The organism is Streptomyces sp. NPDC016469 (genome assembly GCF_040632905.1).
In the GTDB taxonomy this organism is placed as follows: domain Bacteria; phylum Actinomycetota; class Actinomycetes; order Streptomycetales; family Streptomycetaceae; genus Streptomyces.
Map to the genome: position 1 here is coordinate 26,402 of NZ_JBEYCQ010000005.1, position 24,113 is coordinate 50,514.

At 70.9% G+C, this 24,113-nt stretch carries 20 protein-coding genes; 10 read left to right on the forward strand and 10 right to left on the reverse strand.

The window, feature by feature from the left end; all coding sequences use genetic code 11:
• The first annotated feature begins 14 nt into the window (after nucleotides 1-14).
• Nucleotides 15-2,597: a bifunctional FO biosynthesis protein CofGH gene (locus tag ABZ565_RS06835; RefSeq protein WP_361021237.1), complete on the forward strand. Its 2,583-nt coding sequence runs from the start codon at nucleotides 15-17 to the stop codon at nucleotides 2,595-2,597.
• A gap of 43 nt (nucleotides 2,598-2,640) precedes the next feature.
• The gene (locus tag ABZ565_RS06840) at nucleotides 2,641-3,264 is read left to right on the forward strand and encodes a 2'-5' RNA ligase family protein (protein ID WP_361021239.1); all 624 of its coding nucleotides are present in this window, start codon (nucleotides 2,641-2,643) and stop codon (nucleotides 3,262-3,264) included.
• 12 nt (nucleotides 3,265-3,276) lie between these two features.
• Here the strand turns inward: ABZ565_RS06840 and ABZ565_RS06845 are convergent, their stop codons facing one another.
• A complete protein-coding gene (locus ABZ565_RS06845; RefSeq protein ID WP_361021241.1) occupies nucleotides 3,277-4,197 on the reverse strand; it encodes an aminoglycoside phosphotransferase family protein in 921 nt (306 codons plus the stop codon).
• Between the two features lie 177 nt (nucleotides 4,198-4,374).
• On the opposite strand from ABZ565_RS06845, the gene ABZ565_RS06850 reads away from it, so the two are divergent.
• Nucleotides 4,375-5,490: an ADP-ribosylglycohydrolase family protein gene (locus ABZ565_RS06850; protein ID WP_361021243.1), complete on the forward strand. Its 1,116-nt coding sequence runs from the start codon at nucleotides 4,375-4,377 to the stop codon at nucleotides 5,488-5,490.
• On the opposite strand, the gene ABZ565_RS06855 is transcribed toward ABZ565_RS06850, so the two are convergent.
• The 4 genes from ABZ565_RS06855 to ABZ565_RS06870 form a co-directional block, all read right to left on the reverse strand.
• Complete coding sequence (locus ABZ565_RS06855) at nucleotides 5,475-7,061, reverse strand: sodium:solute symporter family protein (RefSeq protein WP_361021245.1); 1,587 nt, start codon at nucleotides 7,059-7,061, stop codon at nucleotides 5,475-5,477. The genes ABZ565_RS06850 and ABZ565_RS06855 overlap by 16 nt on opposite strands.
• A gap of 432 nt (nucleotides 7,062-7,493) precedes the next feature.
• Nucleotides 7,494-7,694, reverse strand: a complete 201-nt coding sequence (locus ABZ565_RS06860; protein WP_361021247.1) for a DUF397 domain-containing protein — start codon at nucleotides 7,692-7,694, stop codon at nucleotides 7,494-7,496.
• A 208-nt stretch (nucleotides 7,695-7,902) separates the two neighbouring features.
• Nucleotides 7,903-8,760 carry a helix-turn-helix transcriptional regulator gene (locus tag ABZ565_RS06865; RefSeq protein WP_361021249.1) on the reverse strand — a complete coding sequence of 286 codons (858 nt, stop codon included), beginning with the start codon at nucleotides 8,758-8,760 and terminating at the stop codon, nucleotides 7,903-7,905.
• Nucleotides 8,761-9,001: 241 nt separating this feature from the next.
• The gene (locus ABZ565_RS06870; RefSeq protein ID WP_361021251.1) at nucleotides 9,002-9,724 is read right to left on the reverse strand and encodes a GPP34 family phosphoprotein; all 723 of its coding nucleotides are present in this window, start codon (nucleotides 9,722-9,724) and stop codon (nucleotides 9,002-9,004) included.
• Between the two features lie 192 nt (nucleotides 9,725-9,916).
• Between ABZ565_RS06870 and ABZ565_RS06875 the strand changes: the two genes are divergently transcribed.
• From ABZ565_RS06875 to ABZ565_RS06900, 6 genes are all read left to right on the forward strand, one after another.
• Nucleotides 9,917-12,301, forward strand: a complete 2,385-nt coding sequence (locus tag ABZ565_RS06875) for a serine hydrolase (protein WP_361021901.1) — start codon at nucleotides 9,917-9,919, stop codon at nucleotides 12,299-12,301.
• A 198-nt stretch (nucleotides 12,302-12,499) separates the two neighbouring features.
• Nucleotides 12,500-14,326, forward strand: a complete 1,827-nt coding sequence (locus ABZ565_RS06880; protein ID WP_361021253.1) for an MFS transporter — start codon at nucleotides 12,500-12,502, stop codon at nucleotides 14,324-14,326.
• A complete protein-coding gene (locus ABZ565_RS06885) occupies nucleotides 14,323-14,922 on the forward strand; it encodes an ATP-binding protein (protein WP_361021255.1) in 600 nt (199 codons plus the stop codon). Before ABZ565_RS06880 ends, ABZ565_RS06885 begins: the two co-directional genes overlap by 4 nt.
• A 141-nt stretch (nucleotides 14,923-15,063) precedes the next feature.
• A complete protein-coding gene (locus ABZ565_RS06890) occupies nucleotides 15,064-16,515 on the forward strand; it encodes a helix-turn-helix transcriptional regulator (RefSeq protein ID WP_361021257.1) in 1,452 nt (483 codons plus the stop codon).
• Entirely contained in the window at nucleotides 16,512-17,390 is an 879-nt protein-coding gene (locus ABZ565_RS06895; protein WP_361021259.1) for an aminoglycoside phosphotransferase family protein, read from the forward strand. The genes ABZ565_RS06890 and ABZ565_RS06895 overlap by 4 nt, the downstream gene beginning before the upstream one ends.
• Nucleotides 17,391-17,489: 99 nt before the next feature.
• Nucleotides 17,490-17,933, forward strand: coding sequence for a DapH/DapD/GlmU-related protein (locus ABZ565_RS06900; protein ID WP_361021261.1), 444 nt, complete (start codon nucleotides 17,490-17,492; stop codon nucleotides 17,931-17,933).
• A 96-nt stretch (nucleotides 17,934-18,029) separates the two neighbouring features.
• Here ABZ565_RS06900 and ABZ565_RS06905 read toward each other — a convergent pair whose 3' ends face one another.
• Genes ABZ565_RS06905 through ABZ565_RS06915 form a run of 3 tightly spaced genes read right to left on the reverse strand, consistent with a single transcriptional unit; the run spans nucleotide 18,030 to nucleotide 20,634 of the window.
• Nucleotides 18,030-18,758 (reverse strand): phytanoyl-CoA dioxygenase family protein, encoded by a 729-nt coding sequence (locus tag ABZ565_RS06905; RefSeq protein WP_361021263.1) that lies wholly within the window; start codon nucleotides 18,756-18,758, stop codon nucleotides 18,030-18,032.
• The gene (locus ABZ565_RS06910) at nucleotides 18,755-18,973 is read right to left on the reverse strand and encodes a hypothetical protein (protein WP_361021265.1); all 219 of its coding nucleotides are present in this window, start codon (nucleotides 18,971-18,973) and stop codon (nucleotides 18,755-18,757) included. Before ABZ565_RS06910 ends, ABZ565_RS06905 begins: the two co-directional genes overlap by 4 nt.
• Nucleotides 18,973-20,634: a hypothetical protein gene (locus ABZ565_RS06915; protein WP_361021267.1), complete on the reverse strand. Its 1,662-nt coding sequence runs from the start codon at nucleotides 20,632-20,634 to the stop codon at nucleotides 18,973-18,975. Before ABZ565_RS06915 ends, ABZ565_RS06910 begins: the two co-directional genes overlap by 1 nt.
• A 338-nt stretch (nucleotides 20,635-20,972) precedes the next feature.
• Between ABZ565_RS06915 and argS the strand changes: the two genes are divergently transcribed.
• Nucleotides 20,973-22,700, forward strand: coding sequence for an arginine--tRNA ligase (gene argS / locus ABZ565_RS06920; protein ID WP_361021269.1), 1,728 nt, complete (start codon nucleotides 20,973-20,975; stop codon nucleotides 22,698-22,700).
• A gap of 17 nt (nucleotides 22,701-22,717) precedes the next feature.
• On the opposite strand, the gene ABZ565_RS06925 is transcribed toward argS, so the two are convergent.
• Both ABZ565_RS06925 and ABZ565_RS06930 read right to left on the reverse strand, forming a co-directional pair.
• Nucleotides 22,718-23,344, reverse strand: a complete 627-nt coding sequence (locus ABZ565_RS06925; RefSeq protein WP_361021271.1) for a hypothetical protein — start codon at nucleotides 23,342-23,344, stop codon at nucleotides 22,718-22,720.
• Complete coding sequence (locus ABZ565_RS06930; protein WP_361021273.1) at nucleotides 23,341-24,093, reverse strand: sulfotransferase; 753 nt, start codon at nucleotides 24,091-24,093, stop codon at nucleotides 23,341-23,343. Before ABZ565_RS06930 ends, ABZ565_RS06925 begins: the two co-directional genes overlap by 4 nt.
• Nucleotides 24,094-24,113: the final 20 nt, after the last annotated feature.

The following is a 24,113-nucleotide window of genomic DNA, read 5'->3' on the forward strand; positions in this document are numbered from 1 at the left end:
CGTATGCTCGGTGCATGACCGATCCTCAGAGCGGACCCCCCACCAGCAACTCGATGCGGCGCGCGCTCAAGCGTGCGCGTGACGGTGTCGCCCTCGACCGGGCGGAGGCCGCCGTGCTGCTCCAGGCGCGCGGCGACGACCTGACGGATCTCGCCGCTTCCGCCGCCCGGGTGCGGGACGCCGGCCTGGAGGCCGCGGGGCGGCCGGGGATCATCACGTACTCCCGCAAGGTCTTCATCCCGCTGACCCGGCTCTGCCGCGACAAGTGCCACTACTGCACGTTCGTCACCGTGCCCGGGAAGCTCCGCCGGGCCGGGCACGGCATGTTCCTGTCGCCCGACGAGGTGCTGGCCATCGCCCGCGAGGGCGCCGCGATGGGCTGCAAGGAGGCCCTGTTCACGCTCGGGGACCGGCCGGAGGACCGCTGGCCGGAGGCGCGCGAGTGGCTGGAGGCCGAGGGGTACGACGACACCCTCGCGTACGTACGCGCCATGGCGATCCGGGTCCTGGAGGAGACGGGCCTGCTGCCGCACCTCAACCCCGGGGTGCTGAGCTGGACGGACCTCCAGCGGCTGAAGCCGGTCGCGCCCTCCATGGGCATGATGCTGGAGACGACCGCGACCCGCCTGTGGTCGGAGCCCGGCGGCCCGCACCACGGCTCCCCGGACAAGGAACCGGCCGTGCGGCTGCGGGTGCTGGAGGACGCCGGACGGTCCAACGTGCCGTTCACCACGGGCATCCTGATCGGGATCGGCGAGTCCTACGAGGAGCGCGCGGACTCCCTCTTCGAACTGCGCCGGACCGCCCGGGCCTACCACGGCATCCAGGAGGTCATCGTCCAGAACTTCCGGGCCAAGCCCGACACCGCGATGCGCGGGATGCCGGACGCGGAGCTGGAGGAACTGGCCGCCGCGATCGCCGTCGCCCGGCACATCCTCGGCCCGTCCGCCCGCATCCAGGCCCCGCCGAACCTGGCCGACGCGGAGTACGCGCTGCTCATCGGCGCCGGCATCGACGACTGGGGCGGGGTGTCACCGCTCACCCCGGACCATGTGAACCCCGAGCGCCCCTGGCCGCACATCGACGAACTCGCCGCGCGCACCGCCGAGTCCGGATTCACGCTGCGTGAACGCCTCACGATCTACCCGGAGTTCATCCAGCGCGGCGAACCCTGGCTCGACCCGCGCCTCCTGCCGCACGTACGGGCGCTCGCCGACCCGGAGACCGGGCTCGCTCGCGAGGGCGCGATGCCCGAGGGGCTGCCCTGGCAGGAGCCGGACGAGGGGTTCAACGCCTCCGGCCGCACCGACCTGCACCGCACCATCGACACGGAGGGCCGCACCGGCGACCGCCGCGACGACTTCGACGTCGTGTACGGGGACTGGGAGGCGCTGCGCGAGGCGGCGGCCCCCGGGATGGTGCCCTCCCGGATCGACGGGGACGTGCGCGCGGCGCTGAGCCAGGCAGCCGACGACCCGACCCGGCTCACGGACGACCAGGCCCTCACCCTGCTGCACGCGGACGGCCCGGCCCTGGACGAGCTGTGCCGGATCGCGGACGCGCTGCGGCGTGACGTGGTCGGCGACGACGTCACGTACATCGTCACGCGCAACATCAACTTCACCAACGTCTGCTACACCGGCTGCCGCTTCTGCGCCTTCGCCCAGCGCCGCACCGACGCCGACGCGTACACCCTCTCCCTCGACCAGGTCGCGGACCGGGCCGCGCAGGCGTGGGACGTGGGCGCCGTCGAGGTCTGCATGCAGGGCGGCATCCACCCGGACCTGCCCGGCACGGCCTACTTCGACATCGCGCGGGCCGTGAAGGAGCGGGTGCCCGGCATCCACGTCCACGCGTTCTCGCCGATGGAGGTCGTCAACGGGGCCACCCGCACCGGGATGTCGATCCGGGACTGGCTGACCGCCGCCAGGGAGGCCGGGCTCGGCTCCATCCCGGGCACCGCCGCCGAGATCCTGGACGACGAGGTCCGCTGGGTCCTCACCAAGGGCAAGCTGCCCACCGCGACCTGGCTGGAGGTCATCAGGACCGCCCACGAGGTGGGCCTGCGCTCCTCCTCGACCATGATGTACGGCCATGTCGACCAGCCCCGCCACTGGCTGGGCCACCTGCGCACCCTGGCCGCGCTCCAGCAGGAGACCGGCGGCTTCACGGAGTTCGTGACGCTGCCCTTCATCCACACCAACGCCCCGGTCTACCTCGCCGGCATCGCCCGCCCCGGCCCGACCGACCGCGACAACCGCGCCGTCACCGCGATGGCCCGCCTGCTGCTTCACCCGCACATCACCAACATCCAGACCAGCTGGGTCAAGCTGGGCACGGAGGGTGCGGCCGAGATGCTGCGCTCCGGTGCGAACGACCTGGGCGGCACGCTCATGGAGGAGACCATCTCCCGCATGGCCGGGTCGAGTTACGGCTCCTACCGCTCGGTCCGCGACCTGGAGGCCATCGCGGAGCTCGCAGGCCGCCCGGCGAAGCCGCGTACGACGCTGTACGGGGAGGTCCCGGCGGAACGCGTGGCGGCGGCCACCGCGTCGGACGGGCACCTGCCGGAGCTGCTGCCGGTGCTGGGGGACTGACCGGCACGACCCGCCCGCTCGGCCATACAGAGAGGATGCGTACATGACCAGACGACTCGGTATCGCGCTGCTCCCGTGCCCGGACCACACGCGCGCCGCCGTCCGGCTGCAGCAGGATCTGGGTGCGGCGGGTGAGCCGCTGAGACCGGTACTGAGCGAGGACGGGAATCTGCCCCACCTCACCGTGTTCCAGGGGTGGCTGGACGACGGACTGGAACCCGGCCCGCTGCTGGAGCGCATAGCCGCCTCGCTGAGCCTTCCCGCCGCGATATCCCTCGCCTCGGCCGGGCTCGTCCATCAGCCCACCGGCTGGCTGTTCATGTCGGTCGAGCGGCCGGCCCTCCTCGGGAAACTCCAGGAGACCGTGATCGGCCTCGTCGGACCCCACCTGGACCGGTCGGCGTTCGACACCGCGCAGGACATGTCGCACTTCACGGACGCGGAGCGCGCGAGCTACGCCCGCTACGGGTACCGCTACACCGGCGAGGCGTACACCCCGCACCTCACGCTCGGCCGTACCGACGAGCGGACGGCGCTCGCCCTCGCCCGGACCGGGCCAGGGCGCACCGCCGTGCCCGGGACCTGGACCTTCGACCGGCTCAGCTGCTACGTGATGGGTGAGCACGGCGCCCACGCGGAGACCTTGGCCGCGAGGCCCCTCGGGTAGGGCGGTCGCGGCTCAGCCGAACGCGTCGTGGTCGGCCAGGACCTCGTCGACCACGCGCAGTTCGCCCGCCGCCCGCACCGGGTCCGCGCCCGCGTCCCCCGTCAGATTCAGCAGCGCCTTCCACAGCGCCCAGCCCCGGGCCCGCGCCCAGGTCCCGGCGTCCTGGCCGGCCGCGTCCCGGAACGCCTGCCGGCTCGTACCGTCGAACATGGTCCAGGCGATCACCAGGTCGCAGGCCGGGTCGCCCACGCCCGAGGTGCCGAAGTCGATCACCGCGGCCAGCTCGCCGTCCTGGACCAGGAGGTTGCCGGAGGCGATGTCGCCGTGGAACCACACCGGGTCCCCGTGCCACTCGGCGGCGAGGGCCGCCTCCCAGACCGCCCGCGCCCGGTCCGTGTCGACGCGGTCAGCCAGGGCGGCCAGACAGCGGCGGGTCTCCTCGTCGTAGTACGCGGGTGAGGCGCCCCGGTACCAGCTGTGCAGGCCCGCCGCCGGGCCGCCCGCCGGGTCGCAGCGCTGGAGGGCGCGGAGGAACCCGGCGACCGAGACCGCGAAGCGGGGCAGGTCCTCGATGCGGCCGCGCGCCGCCGTCTCGCCGGGGAGCCAGCGCCTCACCGACCAGGGGAAGGGGTAGCCCTCGCCGGGTGCGCCCAGGGCGAGGACCGGGGGGACCGGAACCGGCAGCGAGGGGGCCAGGCGGGGCAGCCACACGTGCTCCTTCTCCACGGCCGGGACGTAACCGGCGGCGGTGGGCAGCCGTACCGTCATGGCGTCGCCGAGGCGGTACGTCCGGTTGTCCCAGCCGTCGACCTCGACGGGGACCACGGACAGGCCCCTCCACTGCGGGAACTGCACGGCGACCAGCCGCTCCACGAGCGCGGCGTCGATGCCCGCGCGGCCGTCGGGATGTGCGTGGGGGTGGGGTGAGGGCATCGGGCGATCATCGCCCCCCCGGGCCGCGCGCCGCAACGGAATTCACCGCGCGCTCGGAGCCGTACAAAACGCTCCGGCCCCCAGCCGCCCGCACCCGTTCGATTACAGTGCTGCGCAGTTACCGCACAGTCGCACAGTCGCACAGGGGAACGAAACCACGGCATACGGGAGTGGCCGGTGAGCACAGGGATGTTGGCCGTCTGGGGGCGGGCCGAGCAGCAGGACTTCCGCAGCCGGGTACGCGGCACCCTCCTCGGCGGCGCCATCGGGGACGCGCTCGGCGCCGGCGTCGGCACCCTCACCCTGGAGGAGATCCGCGCCGCCCACGGCCCCGAGGCCGTCACCGGCTTCGTCCCCGCCCACGGCGCGCGGGGCACGGTCACCGCCGCCACCCAGCTCACCCTGTTCACCGTCGACGGGCTGATCCGCGCCCAGGTCCGCCGCGACACCGGCGCCTGGCACCCGCCCACCGATGTGCACCGCGCCCACCTGCGCTGGGCCGCCACCCAGCACGACTGGGGGCCCGACGAGCGCCGCAAGGACAACGGCTGGCTCGCCGGGCAGGAATGGCTCTACGCCCGCCGCGACCCCACCCGGGAGTGCCTGGGCGGCTTCGGCGACGACATCATGGGCACCCTGGACCGGCCCAAGTACCCGGCCGCGCACGACGCCGCCACGCTCACCCGGTCCGCGCCCTTCGGGCTGCTCGTGGGCTGGGAGCCGCAGCTCGTGTTCCAGCTCGCCGTCGAGTGCGCCGCGCACACCCACGGGCACCCCACCGCCCTGCTCGCCACCGGCGCGTTCGCGGTCGTCGTGCACGGCCTCGCGCGCGGCGAGACCCTGGACGGCTCCGTGCAGCACGCCCTGGGGCTGCTCGCGGACCGCCCGGGCCACGAACCCGTCACCGAGGCCCTGCGCCGCGCCCTGGGCGCCGTACGCCAGGGCATCCCGGGGCCCGCGCTCATCGAGTCCCTGGGCGCCACGGACTCCGCCGAGGAGGTGCTGGCGGTCGCGGTGTACTGCGCGCTCGTCGCGGAGGACGTGCGGCACGGGCTGCGGCTGGCGGTGAACCACGGGGGCCCGTCCGCCGCGACCGGGGCGCTGTGCGGGGCGTTGCTGGGCGCGATGCACGGGGAGACCGCGCTGCCCCCGGCCTGGCTCGCCGAGTTGGAGGGGCGGGCCACCCTCCTCGAACTCGCCGACGACTTCGCCATGGAGATGACCCAGGGGCCCGCCCTGCACAACCCGGCCGCCGCCGCCCCGGGCTGGCTGGCCCGCTACCCGCGCGGCTGACGGCGCGGGCGCTGGTCCTTGGCGCCTTCCGCCACCGCCGCCTCGCCCGGACCCGCCTGGGCGGGCACCGCCGGGCCGTCGCCGTCCGTGTTGATCCGCTCGATCAGCGCGTCGCGTTCCGGGGTGTCCTCCGGGCGTACGAGGCCGATCACCACGTACAGCACCAGCGAGATCGCCAGCGGCAGCGCCACCTGGTACTGGAGCGCCACCCCCTCCTTCACCGAGCCGTCCAGGTCGTAGTTGGTGAAGTAGAACGCCAGCAGCCCCGCCGCCCAGCTGGTGAGCGCCGCCGTCGGCCCCGACTTACGGAACCGGCGCAGCAGCCCCAGCATGAACGGGATCGCGATCGGCCCCATCAGCCCGGCCACCCACTTGATGACGACGGAGATGATGTCCTTGAAGGTCGGCGAGTTGATCTGCGTCGCCAGCGCCATGGACAGCCCGAGGAAGCCCAGCGTGGACAGACGCGCGGCCAGCAGCCCGGCCCGGCTGCTCCACTCGCGGGCGGCCTTCGAGAAGACCGGGGCGATGTCCCGGGTGAAGACGGCCGCGATCGCGTTGGCGTCGGAGGAGCACATGGCCATCGTGTGCGAGAAGAACCCGACGACGACCAGGCCCAGCAGCCCGTGCGGCAGCAGCTGTTCGGTCATCAGCGCGTAGCTGTCGGAGGCGTCCGGCTTCTGTGCGTCCACCAGCAGCGGGGCGCACCACATCGGGAAGAAGAGAACCGTCGGCCACACCAGCCACAGGATCGCGGAGAGCCGCGCCGAACGGGTCGCGGAGGCGGCGGAGTCCGTGGCCATGTAGCGCTGGGCCTGGTTCCACATGCCGCCGTTGTACTCGAAGGTCTTGATGAACAGGTACGCCAGCAGGAACGTCACGGTGTACGGGCCGGCCGTCGGGTCCGCGTGGCCCTCGGGCAGCTTGTCCCAGACGGTCCACAGGGTGCTGAAGCCGTCCAGCTCGTGCATCGCGGTGATGAGCATCGCGAGCCCGGCGAACAACTGGATGACGAACTGCCCCAGTTCGGTGAGCGCGTCCGCCCACAGGCCGCCGACCGTGCAGTAGACGGCCGTGATGATGCCGGTGATGAAGATGCCCTGGGTGAGGGTGATCCCGGTGAAGACGGACAACAGGGTCGCGATGGCCGCCCACTTGGCGCCGACGTCCACGATCTTCAGCAGCAGCCCGGACCAGGCCAGCGCCTGCTGGGTCGGCACGTTGTAGCGGTTCTTGAGGTATTCGAGCGGGGATGCCACGTACAGCCGCGAGCGCAGCCGGTTGAGCCGGGGCGCGAACAGCTTCGCGCCGATGCCGATGCCGATCGCGATCGGCAGCGACCAGGTGACGAACGAGGTGACGCCGTACTGGTACGCGATGCCGGCGTAGCCCGTGAACATCACGGCGCTGTACCCCGACATGTGGTGCGAGATGCCGGACAGCCACCAGGGCATCCTGCCGCCCGCCGTGAAGAAGTCGCTGACGTTGTCGACACGCTTGTGGGACCAGAGCCCGATCGCGATCATCACGCCGAAGTAGCCGATGAGCACGACCCAGTCGAGACTGTTCATGTGTCCCCTCCCGGGGTCCGCCTTGTGAACGGGGGTGCGCACTTCGCCAGTACGGCCGCTCAGCAGGGCCCCGTGCGGGAGCGGGGACTCCGGGGATTGAACCGCCTGTGCGGCACCCCGGTCAAGAACCCTTCCGGTCATAGATGTGAACACGGATCAGCAAGAGGAACGATTTTACTCGTTCTTGACCCACGGAAGCGTTGTCGTGAACGTGACGGCGGCCACACGATGAGCGGGCGCTTCGCCAGGCCGTGAGCGCAGGGAAGCACGAAGAAGACCGCACGGGATGCGGGTCCCGTGCGGTCGAGAAGGAGGGGAACTGCCAGAGAATCCGGCCCGGAAACGGCGAAAGCCCTCTCGGCCAGGACGGCGGGCCGGTCGAGAGGGCCTGGTGCGGGCCGCGGCGCGAGCGCGCGGCCGGGTCGCTCGGTCTCAGAACCCGGCGGTGCGCGAGACGTCCACGACGAACGCCGACCAGGTCTTCGCGGAGAAGTCGAGGACCCCGCTGCTCACGCTCTTCGAGTCGCGGACCAGCAGCGCGTGACCCTCCGCCGCCTTGACCTCCACACAATTCCCATTCGCGGAATAGGAGGACTTGGTCCACTCCGTCAGTGCGTTCTGCCGAATCGCCATAATGACTCCGATGGTTGTGCCGGTCGTTGGGCGGTGCGCCCAGCCGCTGCGCCCAGCGACTTGTGAGGACGCTACGCCGCAACATCATCGGGCGTCAGCGGCGTTCACTCGTTCGGATGACTTAAGCCTTGGCGGTCTTCCGGCACGACCTGGCGGAGGTGTACCTTCCGCGCCGCCCCGGGAATACCCGTGGCGGGCGCGGAATTCGTCACGCTCCGCAGTTCTCCGCCGCCTGGAGAATGTACGCACGGGACTGCTCGGCGCTCAGCGCCTTCGCGCGCAGATGTTCGTACATCACGGCATAACTCTGAACGTCGGGCGCCTTTTCCAGATACAGGTCGCTGGTGATGCCTTCGAGGTAGACGACGCTCGCGTCCATGTCCTCCTGGAATTCGAGGATCGTGTAACTCCCGTACATCCCCGGGTGCGCCCCGACGGTGTACGGCAGCACCTGGAGCGTCACATGGGGCAGCTGGCTCAGCTCCGCCAGGTGGCTCAACTGGTCCGCCATGACCTGCGGGTTGCCCACGACGCGGCGCAGCACGGCCTCGTCGATCACGGCCCAGAACCGCAGCGGTTCGACCGGGTCGGTCAGGCGGTCCTGACGCTTTATGCGGATCTGGATGCGCTTGTCGATCTCGGTGGGCGTGGCCTCCGGCCACATCCCCTCGATCGCCGCCTGCGCGTACTCCCGCGTCTGCAGCAGGCCGGGGACGATCAGCGACTCGTACACCCGCAGGGATGCCGCGTCGGTCTCCAGACCGATGTACACGCTGTACGGGATGTCCCCGAACGCGTGCCACCAGCCCTGCTGGCGTGAGTCCTTGGCCATCTGCATCAACGAGTCGACCACGCGGCGGTCCTCGACCTCGTACACCCCGCAGAGATCGCGGACGTCGCGCTGGCTGATGGAGCGGCGGCCGTTCTCCAGGCGGCTGATCTTCGACTGCGACACCAGCAGCCGGTCCGCCACCTCCTCGGCGGTCATTCCCTTGACCTCGCGCAGTCGGCGCAATTCCTGACCCAACCGGCGTCGCCTGACGGTGGGATTGACGTTGGACGGCACGGAAACGGCACCTCCGGCTATGTAGCTGTGCGTATCTACTGCTGAGCAGATTGCCACCCCCGGGCCCGGCCGCGCTGGGAAACGGCCACACACAGCGGCGCGGGGCAGTCGGTGATATCGACTGCCCCGCGCCTGGTGCGGCTCCCGGACCGGGCCCGGAGGACAACGGTGCGGCGATATGCGGTTGTTGGCCTGGTGGTACGGGTGGTGACGGTGGTGCTGCGTGATACGTGCTGCGGTCCTAGTGGGCCGCGGTGTGCGCCATGCTGCCGCGCCGTGACGGCGACGGCACTTGCGGTTGCAACGGGACGCCGGCCGTCTGAGCGCGGCGCGGCTGTGCGACCGCCCCGTTCTGTACGTCCATCACGGCGTGCGCCACGAGGCCGCCCATCGGGTCGTGCCTGATCAGGTCCCGGAGCCGGGAGCGCGATGAACGCCCCTCGTTCCCGGGGTACAGGTGCTTGCCGAGTCCGACCGCGTGGGCCAGTGCGGCGAGCGCCGCGGTCCGCGGGTCCGGCGGTACGCCGGTGCGGATCGCACTGTCCAGCCTGGCCCTGATGTCCCGGCTGATCGCCGTGTCCGTCGCCTGGTAGCGAGTCGTCGGCAGCACTCCGCACATCTGGCCCGCGACGGCATGCACCATGCCGCACCGCTCCAGATGAGCGAGGTAAATCTGGCGGAGCCCCAGCCGGGGTCCGCCGATCCAGTGGACCGCCCGGACCGGACTGCCGCGCCTGCGCAGCAGTTCCAGTGCGGAGTCCAGGGTCGGATCTCCTGTCGGCCGTGGCATCACCACGGCGATACGATCCCCGTCTGGGGCTATCCGTCCTGCCAGGGCCAGCTCCACTAGCTGGGCTCCGGCGAGGCCGAGGTCGAGCGACTGCGGCTGCGCTGTGGTACCCGTGGTCGGGTCCAGAGCGAGCAGCAGAAGCTCCTCCGGAATTGTTCTGCGGCTCCTGCCCATCCATGCCTCCCCGCGTGGATGAATGACAGGGTGACCCCTCTCACATCTGTCTGTCGAGGGTGCCTGGTGGCTTTGTACGGGAACCAGTAGGTATGTCGTTCTCGTCTAGCAGCCCGGCCAAGGGTTCACACGGGACACTGGTAGATGGTTCGGACAGCGCGGGGGTTCCCGCGCCGCATGGAGGAGGCATCGGTGGCGGGCGAGTCCCCCGACAAGTCGGAGCAGCAGCAGTCGTCGGGAACGACTCGGAACGAGCGCGATCCGCGGCTCGGCGTCGTCCGTGAACGGACCGGTGGGGCTTCCGGTGCGGATTCCGGTGCAGATTCGGGTTCGGGCTCCGGTCCGGACGCCGGTGCCGAGGAGGAGTCCGCGTCCGCCGCTGCCGTCGGGGAGCCGGGCGCCGGCCCGGACGAGGACGCGGGGGCGGCCCCGGAGGCCGCGCAGAGCCCTGAGAGCGCTCCGAAGGCAGCCGAGGACCCGGAGACCGCGCCGGACGCCCCGGAGGCGGCCACGGAGGCCCCCGAGGGCGCGGAGGAGAGCGGGGAGCCCGAGGCCGACGAGCCCGGGGCCGACGAGCCCGGGGAGGGCGACGCGCGCCTCCGGGCGGCCGTGGCCGCCTGGGTCTCCACGGCCGACAAGGACACCGACGAGGCCGCCCCGGAGGAGCCCCGCGTAACCGGTTCCCGTGACGACGACCGGGACGAGAAGCCGGACGCCGAGCCCGAGGCCGAACCGGACGAGAAGCCGGAAGCCTCCGCAAAGCGGGAGCCCGAGCCGGAGCCGGCCACCGAGCCGGAGCCGGCCACCGAGCCGGAGCCGGCCACCGAGCCGGAGCCGGCCACCGGGGCGCAGGTGCCCGCCGCCGAGGCGAAGACGTCCGCCGACGACGCCCCGGACGCGAAGACGCCCGCCGCCGAGGCGGAGAAGCCGGCCACCGACAAGGGCACCCCGGTCCCGGAGACGCCCGCCGCCGAGACGCCCGTCGCCGAGACGGCCGCCGCCGAGGCGCCCGTCGACCAGCCCACCGCCGTCTTCAAGGCCCCCCGGCTGCCCAAGGTCGACCAGCCGACCACCGCGCTGAAGATCACGCGGTCGCCGTCGGGACACCCGGTCGCCGCCGAGCCCGAGTCGCTCACCGAGCGCACCAGCCAGTTCGTACCGCTGCGCTCCGACGACGTGCGCAAGGCGCCCGCGCCCCGCAGGCCCGAGAGCGAGAGCCCCGCGCCGGCGTCCGGCGCCCCCGCTGCCCTCAGCGGTGCCGAGCGGACCCGGCAGCAGCCGATGCCGCCGAAGCCGCCGCTCGACCTGCTCGCCGAGCTGACGAACACCCCGCCGCCGCCCGAGACCCCGGTCCGCACGGCGGTGCGCAGGGTCAAGATCTGGACACCGCTGGTGCTCCTGGTGCTCCTCGTGTTTGCGATCGTGCAGATGGTGCGCCCGCTGCCGGACCCGTCGCTCGCGATGACCGCGAAGGAGACGTACACCTTCGGTGGCGGCGAGCTGAAGCTCGACTGGCCGTCGCAGGGGCAGTCGGCGGTCACCGTGGACGGCGTCGGCTCGCTCGGCTCGTCCGGAGCGGAGAAACCCGCGCCGATCGCCAGCGTCGCCAAGATCATGACGGCGTACGTGATCCTCCAGGAGCACCCGCTCACGGGCAAGGGCGAGGGGGAGAAGATCACCGTGGACCAGCAGGCCGAGGACGAGTCCAAGGCCGAGGACGAGTCCACGGCGCCGATCACCAAGGGGCAGCGGTTCACCGAGAAGCAGATGCTGCAGCTGCTGATGATCCCGTCGGGCAACAACGCGGCCCGGCTGTTCGCCCGCTGGGACGCCTCCTCCGAGGCCGCCTTCGTCGAGAAGATGAACACAGAGGCGAAGAAGCTCGGCATGACCCACACCACGTACACGGACCCGAGCGGTCTGAAGAAGACGACCGTCTCCACCGCCTCCGACCAGCTCAAGCTGGCGCGCGCCGTGATGAAGAACGAGGTGTTCCGCGAGATCGTCGACACCCCGCAGATCAAGATCGACGGCATCGACACGATGATCTACAACAACAACACCATCCTGCTGGAGCCCGGCGTGAGCGGGATCAAGACCGGTTCGTCCACTCCGGCCGGCGGCAACCTGATCTGGTCGGCCAACACCGTGGTGGACGGCAAGAAGCTGTGGATCTACGGCGCGGTCATGGGGCAGCAGGCGGGAACGGGCCAGCCCTACGACAGCCTCGTGATGTCGCTGAACAACAGCCTCAAGCTGATCAAGGGTGCCCAGGACGCCGTGACCTCCGCCAAGGTGGTGCACAAGGGTGACGTCGTCGGGTACGTGGACGACGGATTCGGCGGCCGTACGCCGGTGGTCGCGACCGCCGACCTGAAGGCGAAGGGGTGGCCGGGCCTCAAGGTGAAGCTGTCCGTCGAGGGGAACGGCAAGGAGATCTCGCGCAGCATGAAGGCGGGCACCGAGGTGGGTGCGGTGACCGTGGGCAGCGGCACCGGCAAGGTCAGCGCGCCCGTCGCCCTGGAGCAGGATCTGTCCGACCCGACGTTCGGCCAGAAGCTGACCCGCGTCGGCTGAGGACCGCGGTGCGGGGCGCCCCCAGGGCCGCCCCGCACCCCCTCCGGGCCCCACGCCCCTTTCCGTACGCCGGAACACGCCGCGTGTTAGCGTCCCGGGGGCAACGCGCGGACCCCGCAGCGCGTCTTTCTGCCCATGAGACCCGAGCAGGGGGGCCGGCCGAAACCACGCGTCCGGGAAGGGACGGGGAGAGACGCAGTGACCACTGCCGAGCCGAAACGGGCGGACGCCGACACCGCCGGCACGGACCCCGCGCAGGCGGAGCGCCGCAGCGACGGCGGGGAGGCTGCTCAGGCGCCCGGCCGGTTCGACGGATTGAAGCAGCGCGTCCTGCGCCACCCGGTCCTGCTGACGACCGCGGTCGCCGCGGTCGCCCACATCCTGTGGTTCCTCTTCTTCGCCAACAGCGGCGGCGACATCGCGGCCCAGGACGCCTGGGCCGAGTTCGTCGGCCGGCACCCCGGCACGGCGTACAACCTCGCCTGGTACGGGGGCATGCACCCCGTCTCGTACAGCGTCGTCTCGCCGTATCTGATGTCCCTGCTCGGCGTGCGGACGACGATGATGATCGCCGGTACCGTCTCGGCCGGGCTGACCTCGCTGATCCTGTACCGGGTCAAGGCGGTCCGCAATCCGCTGGCCTGCTCGATGGCGGGCGTCTTCGCGTACCTGTGCAACGCACTGTCGGGCCGGGTGACGTTCGGGCTCGGCATGATGTTCGCGGTCGGCGCGGCCGCGGCCGTGTTCTGCTGGCCGTACCGGTGGCGCTACAAGCGGTGGGCGAAGGCGGCCGTCGCCGCGCCGCTCGCCGGGCTCGCGACGGCCGGCAGCCCCGTGGCGGGCCTCTTCCTCGGCGTCGTCGCGGCCGCGCTCTTCCTGAACAAACGGCGCCCGGGCGCGTACGCGCTGGGCCTCGCGCCGGTCGTGGTGGTCGCGCTGTCCGCCTGGCTGTTCCCGTTCTCCGGCACCCAGCCGATGTCGGTCGCGACCCTGTCCGGGCCGTTCATCTTCGCGTGGCTCGTCTTCTTCCTCGTACCGGCCGACTGGAAGACCGTACGCACCGCCTCGGCGGTGTACGGGGTCGGGACGCTGCTCACGTACATCGTGGACTCGCAGATCGGCTCCAACGTCTCGCGGATGGCGATGCTGTACGCGGGCGTCGTCCTGCTCGCCGCGCTGCCGTTCACCGCGCCCCGCTCGCGGCGGTGGTACGCGCTGGTCATCGCGTTCGTCTCGCTGAACGTCTGGATCGGCTTCAAGGGCGTCGACGACATCGTCAGGACCGCCCCCACCGCCTCCTGGACCCGTTCGCTGGCCCCCCTGGTCAACCAGCTCCAGAAGGTCGGCGCCGAACGCGGCCGGGTCGAGGTCGTCCCGCCGAGCAGCCACCGCGAGGCGTCCGCGCTCCCGCGCTCCGTCAACCTGGCCCGAGGCTGGAACCGGCAGGCCGACATGAAGCGGAACCCGCTCTTCTACGACGACACCCTGGACGCCGTCAACTACCGCCAGTGGCTCGACCGCTGGGCGGTGCACTACGTGGTGCTGCCGCAGGGCGACCCCGACTACAGCGGCGCCCGCAAGGAGGCCGAACTCGTCGGCAAGGGCCTCTCCTACCTGAAGCTGATCTGGTCCAACAAGGACTGGCGGCTCTTCGAGGTGGACAGCCCGGTCCCGCTGGCCGACCCGCCGGCCACGGTGGAGCGCGCGGGCGAGGGCGAGCTGACGATCCACGTCAAGAAGGCGGGCCGGGTCCTGATCCGCGTCCCGTACTCGCGCTGGCTGGCCGTCGTGGACGAGGACGGCAACGGCGTGGAACGCCCCCAGGAGACCGAGGCGTCCAAGCAGCGGGCCGACGAGAGCACCCCGAGGACCTTCGTCAACGAGAACGGCTGCCTGTTCAAGGTGGACGAGGACGAGGAGGGCGACGAATGGACGGAACTCCTGGCCCCGCGCCCCGGCACGTACCGCCTGGGCGCCCCCTACCAGCTTCCGCCGGGGACGCCGTGCCCGGACGAGCTGCGGTGACCGACGCCGTACGCGCCTCCTGGCGCAACACGACGCACGACTGGGCGGCCGAGGTGGACCACGCCCACCTGGAGGCGGTCCGCCGGGACCCGGAGGCGTACGCCCCCGGCGGCGTACGCCACCTGATCCTGGAAGTCCTCGCCTACGCGGCCGACGAGGCGGAGGCCACCGGAGCCGGCCGCGCCCTCGTCACGCTGCACCCGGACGGCTCGGTCTCCGTCACCGACGACGGCCGGGGCACCGACACCCGCCTCGACGCGGCGGGCCGCCCCGTGAAGAAGCCGGTCATGGCCACGAAGGACCTCCGCTTCTTCGACGCGCCCGACGCCCCTCTTCTGCCCGACGGCCACCCGCGCCGGGGCATGTCCGTCGTCGCCGCGCTCAGCGACCGGCTGACCCACACCAACCGCCGCGCCAACGGCTCCTGGTCCCAGCGCTACGAGCACGGCGTCCCGGTCACGGACCTGGACCCGCTCCCGGACGACGGCAGGACGGGCACCCGGGTCCACTTCCACCCGGCCGCCGGCCTGACCGCGGCGACGGGGGCCGGGCTGGCGGGGTGGCCGGACCACTTCACCGTCGAGGTCGAACGCTGAGGAGCGCGTCCCGCACCGCTGCCCGGGGGAGCGGCTCGGCCTGATCCGCCGGCAGGGGCGAATCCTCCATCACGGAAGTGATACCGCCGCAGATGCCAAGACGTTACGCTCTTGCGTCAATTGGATGCGGTTGGGGGAACCATGTCGAATAACATCCGCTCCTGTGCGGGCTGCGGCTGCAGGTTAAGTCAATACAACCATGACGAACGGTGCGCAAAATGCGCGCGCGGAAACTTTCCGCACGTTCCGGCCGATGTGTGGTCCGATCCGGAAATTGTTCATGCCCTTCAGGAATGGGATTTCGGTGCCGTGAGCCGCCTCGTCCGGCTCAGGGCAGGGCTGCGGCAGGATGACATGGCCGGCCTCACCGGCCTGAGTCAGAGCTTTCTCTCCATGCTGGAGACCGGGACGCGCAGGCTCACGAACATCCGTAGGATCGCCCAATTCCTGGAAGGCGTTTCGGCACCTGTCGACCTGTGCCCCGAGGTACCCCGGAAGCAGCCGGGCGACGCCGTTCCCGCTTCATTGCCCGATGAGGAGCCCGACGGGGTACTCGCGTTCGGGCAGAGCAGGAGCTTGCCCGGTCTCGCGGCACAGGCGGCGGCCCAGTCGATGCGATTCGTCGAACAGATGACGTCGAGCACCATCTCCCAGGGAGAAATCGAACAACTGGCTGGTGAGCTCGCACGCATCGCCACGGACTACGTCCACGCGCCGCTCCTGCCGCTCTTCCACGACCTCCTGTTCCACCGGGACCGGGCGTTCGAGCTGCTGAAAGGACGGCAGAAGCCGGGCCAGACGCGAGAGCTGTTCCTGCTCGCGGGCGTCAGCTGCCTGTTGCTGGCGCACGCGTCGCAGAACCTCGGGGACGAAAGCTCGGCGATGGCACAGGTGAACACCGCCTCGACCTGTGCCGAAATGGCCGACCACAGAGGCCTTCAGGCCTGGGCCAAAGGAACGGCCGCGCTCATTGCCGAGTGGTCTCCGCGCGGGCTGCCGGCTCTGCATTACACGCAGCAGGCCCGGGGATACGCTCCGGCCGGAGAATCCCGCATCCGTATAGCGGCCATCGAGGCCAGGGCTGCCGCTCGCATCGGAGACAAGAGAAAGGCCGTGACCGCGCTCGACGCTCTGCGGCGTGCGCGGGAACATGGTGCCGCCACCCTCGGCGGACTCCAGAATTTCGGCGGAATACTCACCTTTCCCGAAGCGAAGCAGGAGTACTACATGGGGGGTACGTACGCTCTCCTCGGAGAGCACGCCCTGGCCGAGCGGCACGCCGCGAGAGCCATCGCCCTGTACGAAAGCGGCGCCAAGGAGGACCGTTCCTACGGCGACGAGGCACTCGCACGGCTGGACATCGTCACCGCGCGACTCGCCTCCGGAGAGGTCGAGGGAGCCGGTGAACAGCTCCGGTACATCCTCCGACTTCCGCCACAGCTCCGCATCCGGCAGATCGGAAGTGCCGTGCGGCGGGTCGGCGGCATCCTTCAGCAGCCCCGATTCGTGGGTAACGGCGCAGCCCGGGAACTGGCGCAGGAGACCTTGTGGTTCCGTGAGAGCGACCGGCAGCAGAGAGAGGTGCTGCGATGAGGCCGGGCGCCTCGCCGGAGGACGCCGCCCGTCGGGCCTGCCTGGCGGCCGGCCTGGCGTGCGAGCGCCTCGGCGAGCTTCGTCAGCACGCCACCACGGTGTTCCTGCTCCCGGAACCCGAAGGCATCGTGGTCCGGGTCAGCCCCGTCTCCCTCACGTCCCGCCTCGACACCGCGGTCGAACTCACACGCAGGCTGGTCGCACAGCGGTTCCCGGCGTCGGAACCCGCGGACATCCCGCAACCCGTGGTCGAGGGCGAGCACGTGGTCACCTTCTGGAAGTACTACCCGCAGCCCGGTACGGGCTCCCCGCCGGCGGGCCATCTGGGGGCGCTGCTCCGCAGACTGCACGAACTCCCGGCCGTACCGGTCCGGCTGCCCCGGTACGAGCCGCTCGGAGCCTTCCGTACCGTGCTGGCCACCTGCTCCGGCCTGCGAGCGGACGACCGGGGCTGGCTGACGAACCGGTGCCGCGACCTGCTCGACCGTTACGACCGGCTTTCCTTTCCCCTCGGCGAGGGGCTTGTCCACGGTGACGCGTACCCGGGAAACCTGCTGTGGGACGGGCCCTCGGTCAGGCTCGGCGACTGGGACGAGAGTGCTGTCGGACCGCGCGAGCTCGATCTCGCCAACACCTTCCAGGGGATCCGCTTCGGAAGGTCATCGGCCGAGCTGGACGACTTCAGCAGGGGCTACGGATACGACATCCGGAACTGGCCGGGTCTCCCCGTTCTCTGCGGGATGCGCGACCTCCATACGCTGGGCACGTACATGCGCAGGGCGGACGACGGGGACGCGTCCGCGGCAGGGGAGTTCGCCCACCGGATCGACACACTCCGAAGAGGCGACACCGACGCCAGGTGGGAGGCTGCGTGAACACGCGGCCGAGGGTCCGGACGGGCCGGACCACACACGCCGCGTCGGGAACCGTCCGGCGACCGGACGGCCGAACAGATCCCAGGAAGGCAGCCGACCTTGACCCCTGAACGACTGTGGATGTGGGCGATAGCCCTGCGCAGACGGGACCACCGGTGGCTCGCGAAGCGCGTGAAACAGCTCAACTCGTTCCTGTACCACAACTCCCTCGCGGCAGGCGGGGACATCAGCCCCGACGTGTACCTCGGTCACCACGGACTCGGAACCGTGGTGCACGACAACGTGACCATCGGCCGTCGCGTGCGCATCTGGCAGAACGTCACGCTTTCGGTCCGCGCTCCGGCCGGATCGCCGCACCGCATCATCATCGAGGACGACGTCATGATCGGGGCCAACGCCGTGGTGATCACGCCGTTCGAGCAGAGCCTGCGCATCGGGCGCGGCGCGAGCGTCGGGGCCGGGGCCGTGGTGACACGTGATGTACCGGCCGGCGCCACAGTGGTGGGGTCACCCGCGCAGGTCGTCCGGCAGAAGGCGCTCTAGACGCCGGGTGACACCGGGCGGGCCCCACGGACCCGCCCGGTGCCGCCCGGCCCGGCCGCTCGTCGACGGGCAGCCCTTCGCCTCGGGCACGCCGTTCTACTGGATCAGCACCCCGTTGATCGTCTCCGGTGGCCTCTGCATGCCCAGGCGCACCCGCAAGGCGTCGTTGCGGCCCCACGGGCCCGCCTCCGGGGGATCCGTCATGGGCCGCACCCACCGTTCGACGAAGCTCATCAGCACGGCGGAGCGGGGGGAGCCGGAGGAGTTGAATCCGGAGCGGTGCCAGGTGGACGCGGCCATGACCAGCAAGGTTCCGGGCTCGGCCTCGAACACGACGTGGTCGAGCTCTGCCTCCGGGTCGGGCCGCTCCTCCCGCAGGTGCGACCCCGGCACCAGCTGGGTGCCCCCGTTGCCGAGGGTGAAGGCGTCCAGGGCCAGCACGCACTGGAGCCCGAGCGTCGAGCCGCTCACCCGGCGCGGCATCTCGTTGAGGGGATAGTCGATGTGCCAGCCGTCGACCGGCTGACCGGGCCGCACGACGTTCAGGCTGTAGTCGGAGAGCAGGTGGTTCTCGCCGAGCAGCCCGTCCAGTACGGCGACCAGCCCGGGGTCCTCCAGCAGGTCGACGAACTCCTCGCCGTGCCGGTAGAGATCCCATACCCGGGTGGACTTGGGGTAGTGAAGGGCGTGCTCCCCGTCCACGAGCCGGCGCGCGTGCTCCCGGAGCGCCGCGCACCGCGCCGCGTCGAGGAAGCCGGGCCTGACGGCGAAGCCCCGCTTGTCCACTTCGGCGGTGAGGTCCGCCACCGACGGTGAGGTGATCATCGCTCGTTGCCTTCCTTCGGCTGGGCACGGAGTTCTATGCGCGTTCCCCGGTGGTCGTGGTGGGAGAGGTCCACCAGGGTCACACCGTGGTCGAGAAGGTCCACGACCTGGTCGACAAGCCTCTCCACGTCGCTGTCGGCATGCCGTACGTCGAACGTGCTGATCCTGCGCAGTTCGGGCTCGACCGGTGCGTCCCCGAGGTCCTTGTCCGTCATCACACCTGCTCCAGAAGACGTCGGCCGAGTACGGCGGCGGCCGTACCGGGATCGATCAGTTCGACAGGCTGCCGCTCCAGCCAGTCACCGACGGCGCCGAGGTATGCGGCGGCTTCCCCGTCGTCGAGCCGGGAGAGGTCCAGAGTCAGGCACGCGGGCTCGTCCGCGGCGACCGCGCGGGCCACGGCGCGCAGGAAGTGGTCCGCCCGCCCCTTCGAGGCGACGACCGCGGACCCCCGCTGCACCGCCGGCGACGGGCTGGCCGGGGCCAGCCGCAGCCATCGTTCGACGGCGGCCGGGACGGTGGGCCGGGTGACGAGCAGACGTATGTCCTGGTCGACGATCTCCTGAGGTCCGGCGGCGGGCGGCTCCGCGCCCACCATCAGCGCCTTCGGCCCGGCCTCCGGGGCGCCGAGCGGGGCGATCACGGGGCCGTACCCGCTCGCGTCCGGACCGACGGCGAGCGCGCCCTTCAGCGGGCCGGGGACCACACGCTCCAGCCAGTCGTCCGCCCGGCCCGCCCCCGCCTTCAGGACGAGCATCAGGCGACGGCGCGGTACTTCGGGAAGCGGTGGCTCCGAGGCCAGCCGGTGGATCGCGTCCACGGCCGCCGCGAGGCCCTGGTGGTTCGCTTCCGGGCGGAGGTGGCGCGGCGGGCGTGCCAGGCCGTCGCGGACGAGTTCTTCGAGCGCGTCCGGGTCGGGCCCGGTCACCGCACCACCGTATTGGCCGACTACGCGTGCCGCGTGCTCGTCAAGTCCTTCGAGGAACGAGACGTCGGGGACCAGGACGAGGTGCGCCTGCCCGAGCAACGCCTCCGACAGGGCGTTGTTCCCGGGCTTGATGACGGCGACCTGTGCGGCCGCCAGCAGAGCCGCGAGGCGGGGCTCGTACCGCCGGACGGTCAGGTTCGCCGTCTCCCTGAGCGGCCGGCCCGCGTAATAGGGGCCCGTGACGAACACGAACCGTGCGCGATGTCCCTCCGCCAGCAGCCGTTCGGCCACGCGGGAGCAGGCGCCGAAGAGGCGGTCCCCGTACCCGTCCGGCATCTGGTCCCCGCCGGCGCCTCCGTTGACGACCACCAGCGGCTCGCCCTGCGGGGCGTACGCGGCCCGGGTCCGGGAGATCTCGTCGGGGGTGGGGGCGTAGCTGAGGTTGCCGACGAAGGAGAAGCCACCGGCGTCCCGCACGGCTGCCGTCGAATCCCCGCTGTGGCCCTCGCGGGCGAAGTCCTCGGGGCTCTGGGCGATGAGAACCCTGTCGTACGCCGCGAAGCGTCCCTGGGTGCGGAGCTGGTCGAAGGAGGCGCCGTCGAGCCGTCGCATCACCAGCAGCCGGGGCCGGTGAGCCAGGGACCCGAGGGAGAGGTAGCGGGGGTCCGGATAGGTGTCCTCGATGACGACGGCGGGGTCGAGCCGGTCGAGAAGCCGGTCCAGGACGGCGATGTAGCTGTCCTCGGCGACGGCCGACGAGACCCGGTGCAGCAGCGGGAAGTTGACGACCTCGACGGGAGTGTCGCGGAACAGGCTCAGCGAGCTGGCCTGGCTGATGATGACGGGCCTCAGCCGTCCTTCGGCCCGGATGGCCTCGGCGATGAGGACAGCCCGTCTGAGATGGCCGAACCCGATGCCGTTCTTGACGAGCAGGGCAACGGTCTTCACTCGGTTCCTCCCACGATCGGCGGCTGTGGCCCCCTGGGTATCCGGCGTCGCCCGGCGGCGACCGGTCGCATGCCCCCCGCCGACGCGCCGCGGGCGTACGCGCTCGCGTGTTCGCAGGCCGGGCCGCGGGCACCAGGGGTGGCATGTGCATGTTGCGGCATGTGGATCATTATTCCCCGCGGGCCGGCCCCGGGGGGAAGGGTTTCCCCGCCCTCGCCGGCCGGTGTGACGGCGGTCTCGCCCGCGGTGACGTGGGCATACGGACCCGGTGCCGTCGGCGGGCCGGGCACCCGTCATGTGATTGGACACCTTTCTTTTGACTCGGTTAGATTCTTCGAATGGCGAATCTGGAAGAATTGCTGCATCAGCGGCTGGCCCCCGCGTTCGAAGCCGTAGCCGGCGCCCCTGTCGACCCGGTCATCCGACGATCCCAGCACGCGCACTTCCAGTCCGACGCCGCCCTCGCCCTCGTGCGCAAGATCGGCGGCAACCCGCGGGAGATCGCCGCACGCGTCGTGGAGGCCGCGCAGCTCGACGACCTGTGCTCGGCGGTCGAGATCTCCGGCCCCGGTTTCATCAACCTGACCTTCTCCGACGAGGTCCTCGCCCGGCTCCTGGCCGACACCATCGGCGACGAGCGGCTCGCCGTGCCGCAGGCGAAGGACCCCGAGAAGATCGTCGTCGACTACTCCGCGCCGAACGCGGCGAAGGAGATGCACGTCGGACACCTCCGTTCGACGATCATCGGTGACGCGGCCGTGCGCCTGCTGGAGTGGCAGGGCAACACCGTGATCCGGATGAACCACATCGGTGAGTGGGGCACGCCCTTCGGGATGCTCGTCGAGCACCTCCTCGACATCGGCGAGAGCGAGGCGGCCAGCGAGCTGTCCGTCGGCGACCTGAACGGCTTCTACCGGGCTGCCCGCGTGAAGTTCGACGCGGACGAGACCTTCAAGGACCGCGCCCGCAAGCGCGTCGTGCTGCTCCAGAGCGGCGACGAGGTCACGCTGCGCCTCTGGCGGACCCTGGTCGAGGAGTCCAAGAAGTACTTCCTGACCGTCTACGGCATGCTCGGCGTACGGCTCACCGAGGACGACTTCTTCGGTGAGAGCTACTACAACGACCAGCTCCAGTCGGTGGTGGACGAGCTCGACGAGCTCGGCCTGCTTCGTGAGAGCGAGGGCGCCCAGTGCGTCTTCCCCGACGGCTACACCAACCGCAACGGTGACCCGCTGCCCATCATCGTCAAGAAGGGCGACGGCGGCTTCGGCTACGGCGCCACCGACCTGGCGACGATCCGGCACCGTCTGCGGAACCTGCAGGCGACCCGTCTGCTGTACGTCGTCGGCCTGCCGCAGCGCCAGCACCTCGGGATGATCTACGACGTGGCCAAGGACGCGGGCTGGCTCGTCCCGCCCGCCCGTGCCGAGCACGTCGGCCACGGGTCGATCTGCGGCGAGGACGGCAAGATGCTCCGCACCCGCGCCGGCGTCTCCGTCAAGCTCGTGGACCTCCTGGAAGAGGCGGTCGTACGAGCCTCCGCGGTCATCGCCGAGAAGAACCCCCAGCTGGACGAGAAGACCCGGGCCGACGTCGCGAGGGCGGTCGGTATCGGGGCGGTCAAGTACGCCGACCTGTCGACGGACCGCCTCAAGGACTACGTCTTCGACTACGACCGCATGCTGTCGTTCGAAGGCAACACCGCGCCCTACCTGCAGTACGCGCGCGCCCGCATCTGCTCGATCTTCCGGAAGGCCGGCGTCGAACAGCCGCTGACGGGTGTCGACAGGCTGGTCATCACGGAGCCCGCCGAGCGGGCGCTGGCCCTGGAACTCCTGCAGTTCGACAGCCTCGTCTCCGAGGTCGCCGAAACGCTGGAGTTCCACAAGCTCGCCAACTACCTCTACGGCCTGGCCAGCACCTTCACCAGCTTCTACGAGAAGTGCCCGGTCCTGCGCTCCGAGGGTGATGTCAAGCAGAGCCGGCTGGTCCTGTGCGACATCACCGCCCGGACGCTGGAACTGGGCCTGGGCCTCCTCGGCATCGACACGCCCGACCAGATGTAGCCGACGGCGCCTCTTCGCTACTCCGGTGGCGAGGGGCGCCAGTTGATCATCCCCGTCGAGGAGTACGACCGGCACCACCGGGCGTACTCCTCGACGTCGTTCACGCCTCCGTCGAGCACCGAGCGGTATACGTCGATGGATCGGTACTCCTCCCCCCGGCCCACCAGGGCCTCCTTGATGCGCAGGATGCGGGCCTGCGTGGTGGTGCGCAGAGCGGCTCGCATGGGTGCCACCAGATCCGCTGAGCGCGGCCCGTCGTAGTCGGCGGCCAGCAGCCACATCTGGACCGCCCAGCGCTCGCCCTCGTACCTGTACTGCAACTCCCAGCCCAGGCCGGCGTCCGGTTCTCCCACCGCGTTGATGAACAGCAGCCGTTCCACGGCGGGGTCCCGGGCCCACTCGGAGACGAGCGAGAAGCCCGCGTCGACGTGCAGTTCACCGAAGACCTCGATGTCGATGTCCGGGGCGACCAGCAGGCCGTAGGCCATGGCACCGCAGAGCCTGGGCTCGCCGAACCGTTCCCAGCGCTGCAGCGGCCGCAACGCGTCCAGTACGCCGAGTGCCTGCTTCTGCCGGGCCGCCTGCCGGGCGAGCACCGCGGCGTCCCGCTCGTGTCCCGGAGCGCCGACGGCTGTGGCCGTCACCGAGCGGCCGCCATGTAGCCGAACGCCCGGCAGGCGGGCACCAGGCTCTCCGGCACGGCGGAATCGGCGGGCATCTCGCGGCCGGGCAGCACGACACCACTTCTGATCTTCTCGTTGAAATCGCCGATCCCCTGGACGAACGGACCGTGGTCCACCGACCCGTAGGCGAGCATCCCGGGCTCCCATTCCACGTCCAAGTGGGCGCAGACCTTGCGTACCACCTCCTCCGTGTCGGTGGTGAGGTCCTCGTACCTCACCGTGAGGCCCCCCAGTTCGTCGCGCGCCTCTTCGAGTTCGCGGAGGTAGGTCGTCACCAGGCCTTCCGTCCGGACCGGGTCCTCCTCGGGCCGCCCGGCCAGGGCGGATTCGAGGATGTGCAGGGGGTGGCGGATCAGGTGGATGTACCGGGCGTGCGGCCAGCACGCGGCGAGGCGGCGCCACAGCAGCAGGTTGCCGGGGGTCTTGTCGACCACGATGTCCTTGCCGCTCAGCGTCAGCTCGCGGTGGAGCATGCGGTCCCACAGCAGGTGCTCGATGTCCTCCTTGCCGAGCTCCGAGGTCTGCATGGCCAATTCGACGTAAGGGCTCGCCAGTTGCACCTCCAGGTCCGCGAGGTGCAACTCGTGGGGCGCGCGGATGCGGCTGTGCGTGTCGAGAATGCACCTCAGCAGCGTCGACCCCGAGCGGATCGAACTCAGGACGAACACCGGCGACTGCACCAGGCGGTCCGCGGTGGGTTCGATGGTCATGATCACTTCCTCTTTCCTCC

Excerpts from the sequence above, each read along its gene's own strand:
- ABZ565_RS06835 (WP_361021237.1), top strand. The coding sequence starts at position 15 with ATGACCGATCCTCAGAGCGGACCCCCCACCAGCAACTCGATGCGGCGC.
- ABZ565_RS06840 (WP_361021239.1), top strand. The coding sequence starts at position 2,641 with ATGACCAGACGACTCGGTATCGCGCTGCTCCCGTGCCCGGACCACACG.
- ABZ565_RS06845 (WP_361021241.1), bottom strand. The coding sequence starts at position 4,197 with ATGCCCTCACCCCACCCCCACGCACATCCCGACGGCCGCGCGGGCATC.
- ABZ565_RS06855 (WP_361021245.1), bottom strand. The coding sequence starts at position 7,061 with ATGAACAGTCTCGACTGGGTCGTGCTCATCGGCTACTTCGGCGTGATG.
- ABZ565_RS06860 (WP_361021247.1), bottom strand. The coding sequence starts at position 7,694 with ATGGCGATTCGGCAGAACGCACTGACGGAGTGGACCAAGTCCTCCTAT.
- ABZ565_RS06870 (WP_361021251.1), bottom strand. The coding sequence starts at position 9,724 with ATGGGCAGGAGCCGCAGAACAATTCCGGAGGAGCTTCTGCTGCTCGCT.
- ABZ565_RS06890 (WP_361021257.1), top strand. The coding sequence starts at position 15,064 with ATGTCGAATAACATCCGCTCCTGTGCGGGCTGCGGCTGCAGGTTAAGT.
- ABZ565_RS06895 (WP_361021259.1), top strand. The coding sequence starts at position 16,512 with ATGAGGCCGGGCGCCTCGCCGGAGGACGCCGCCCGTCGGGCCTGCCTG.
- ABZ565_RS06905 (WP_361021263.1), bottom strand. The coding sequence starts at position 18,758 with ATGATCACCTCACCGTCGGTGGCGGACCTCACCGCCGAAGTGGACAAG.
- ABZ565_RS06910 (WP_361021265.1), bottom strand. The coding sequence starts at position 18,973 with ATGACGGACAAGGACCTCGGGGACGCACCGGTCGAGCCCGAACTGCGC.
- argS (WP_361021269.1), top strand. The coding sequence starts at position 20,973 with ATGGCGAATCTGGAAGAATTGCTGCATCAGCGGCTGGCCCCCGCGTTC.
- ABZ565_RS06930 (WP_361021273.1), bottom strand. The coding sequence starts at position 24,093 with ATGACCATCGAACCCACCGCGGACCGCCTGGTGCAGTCGCCGGTGTTC.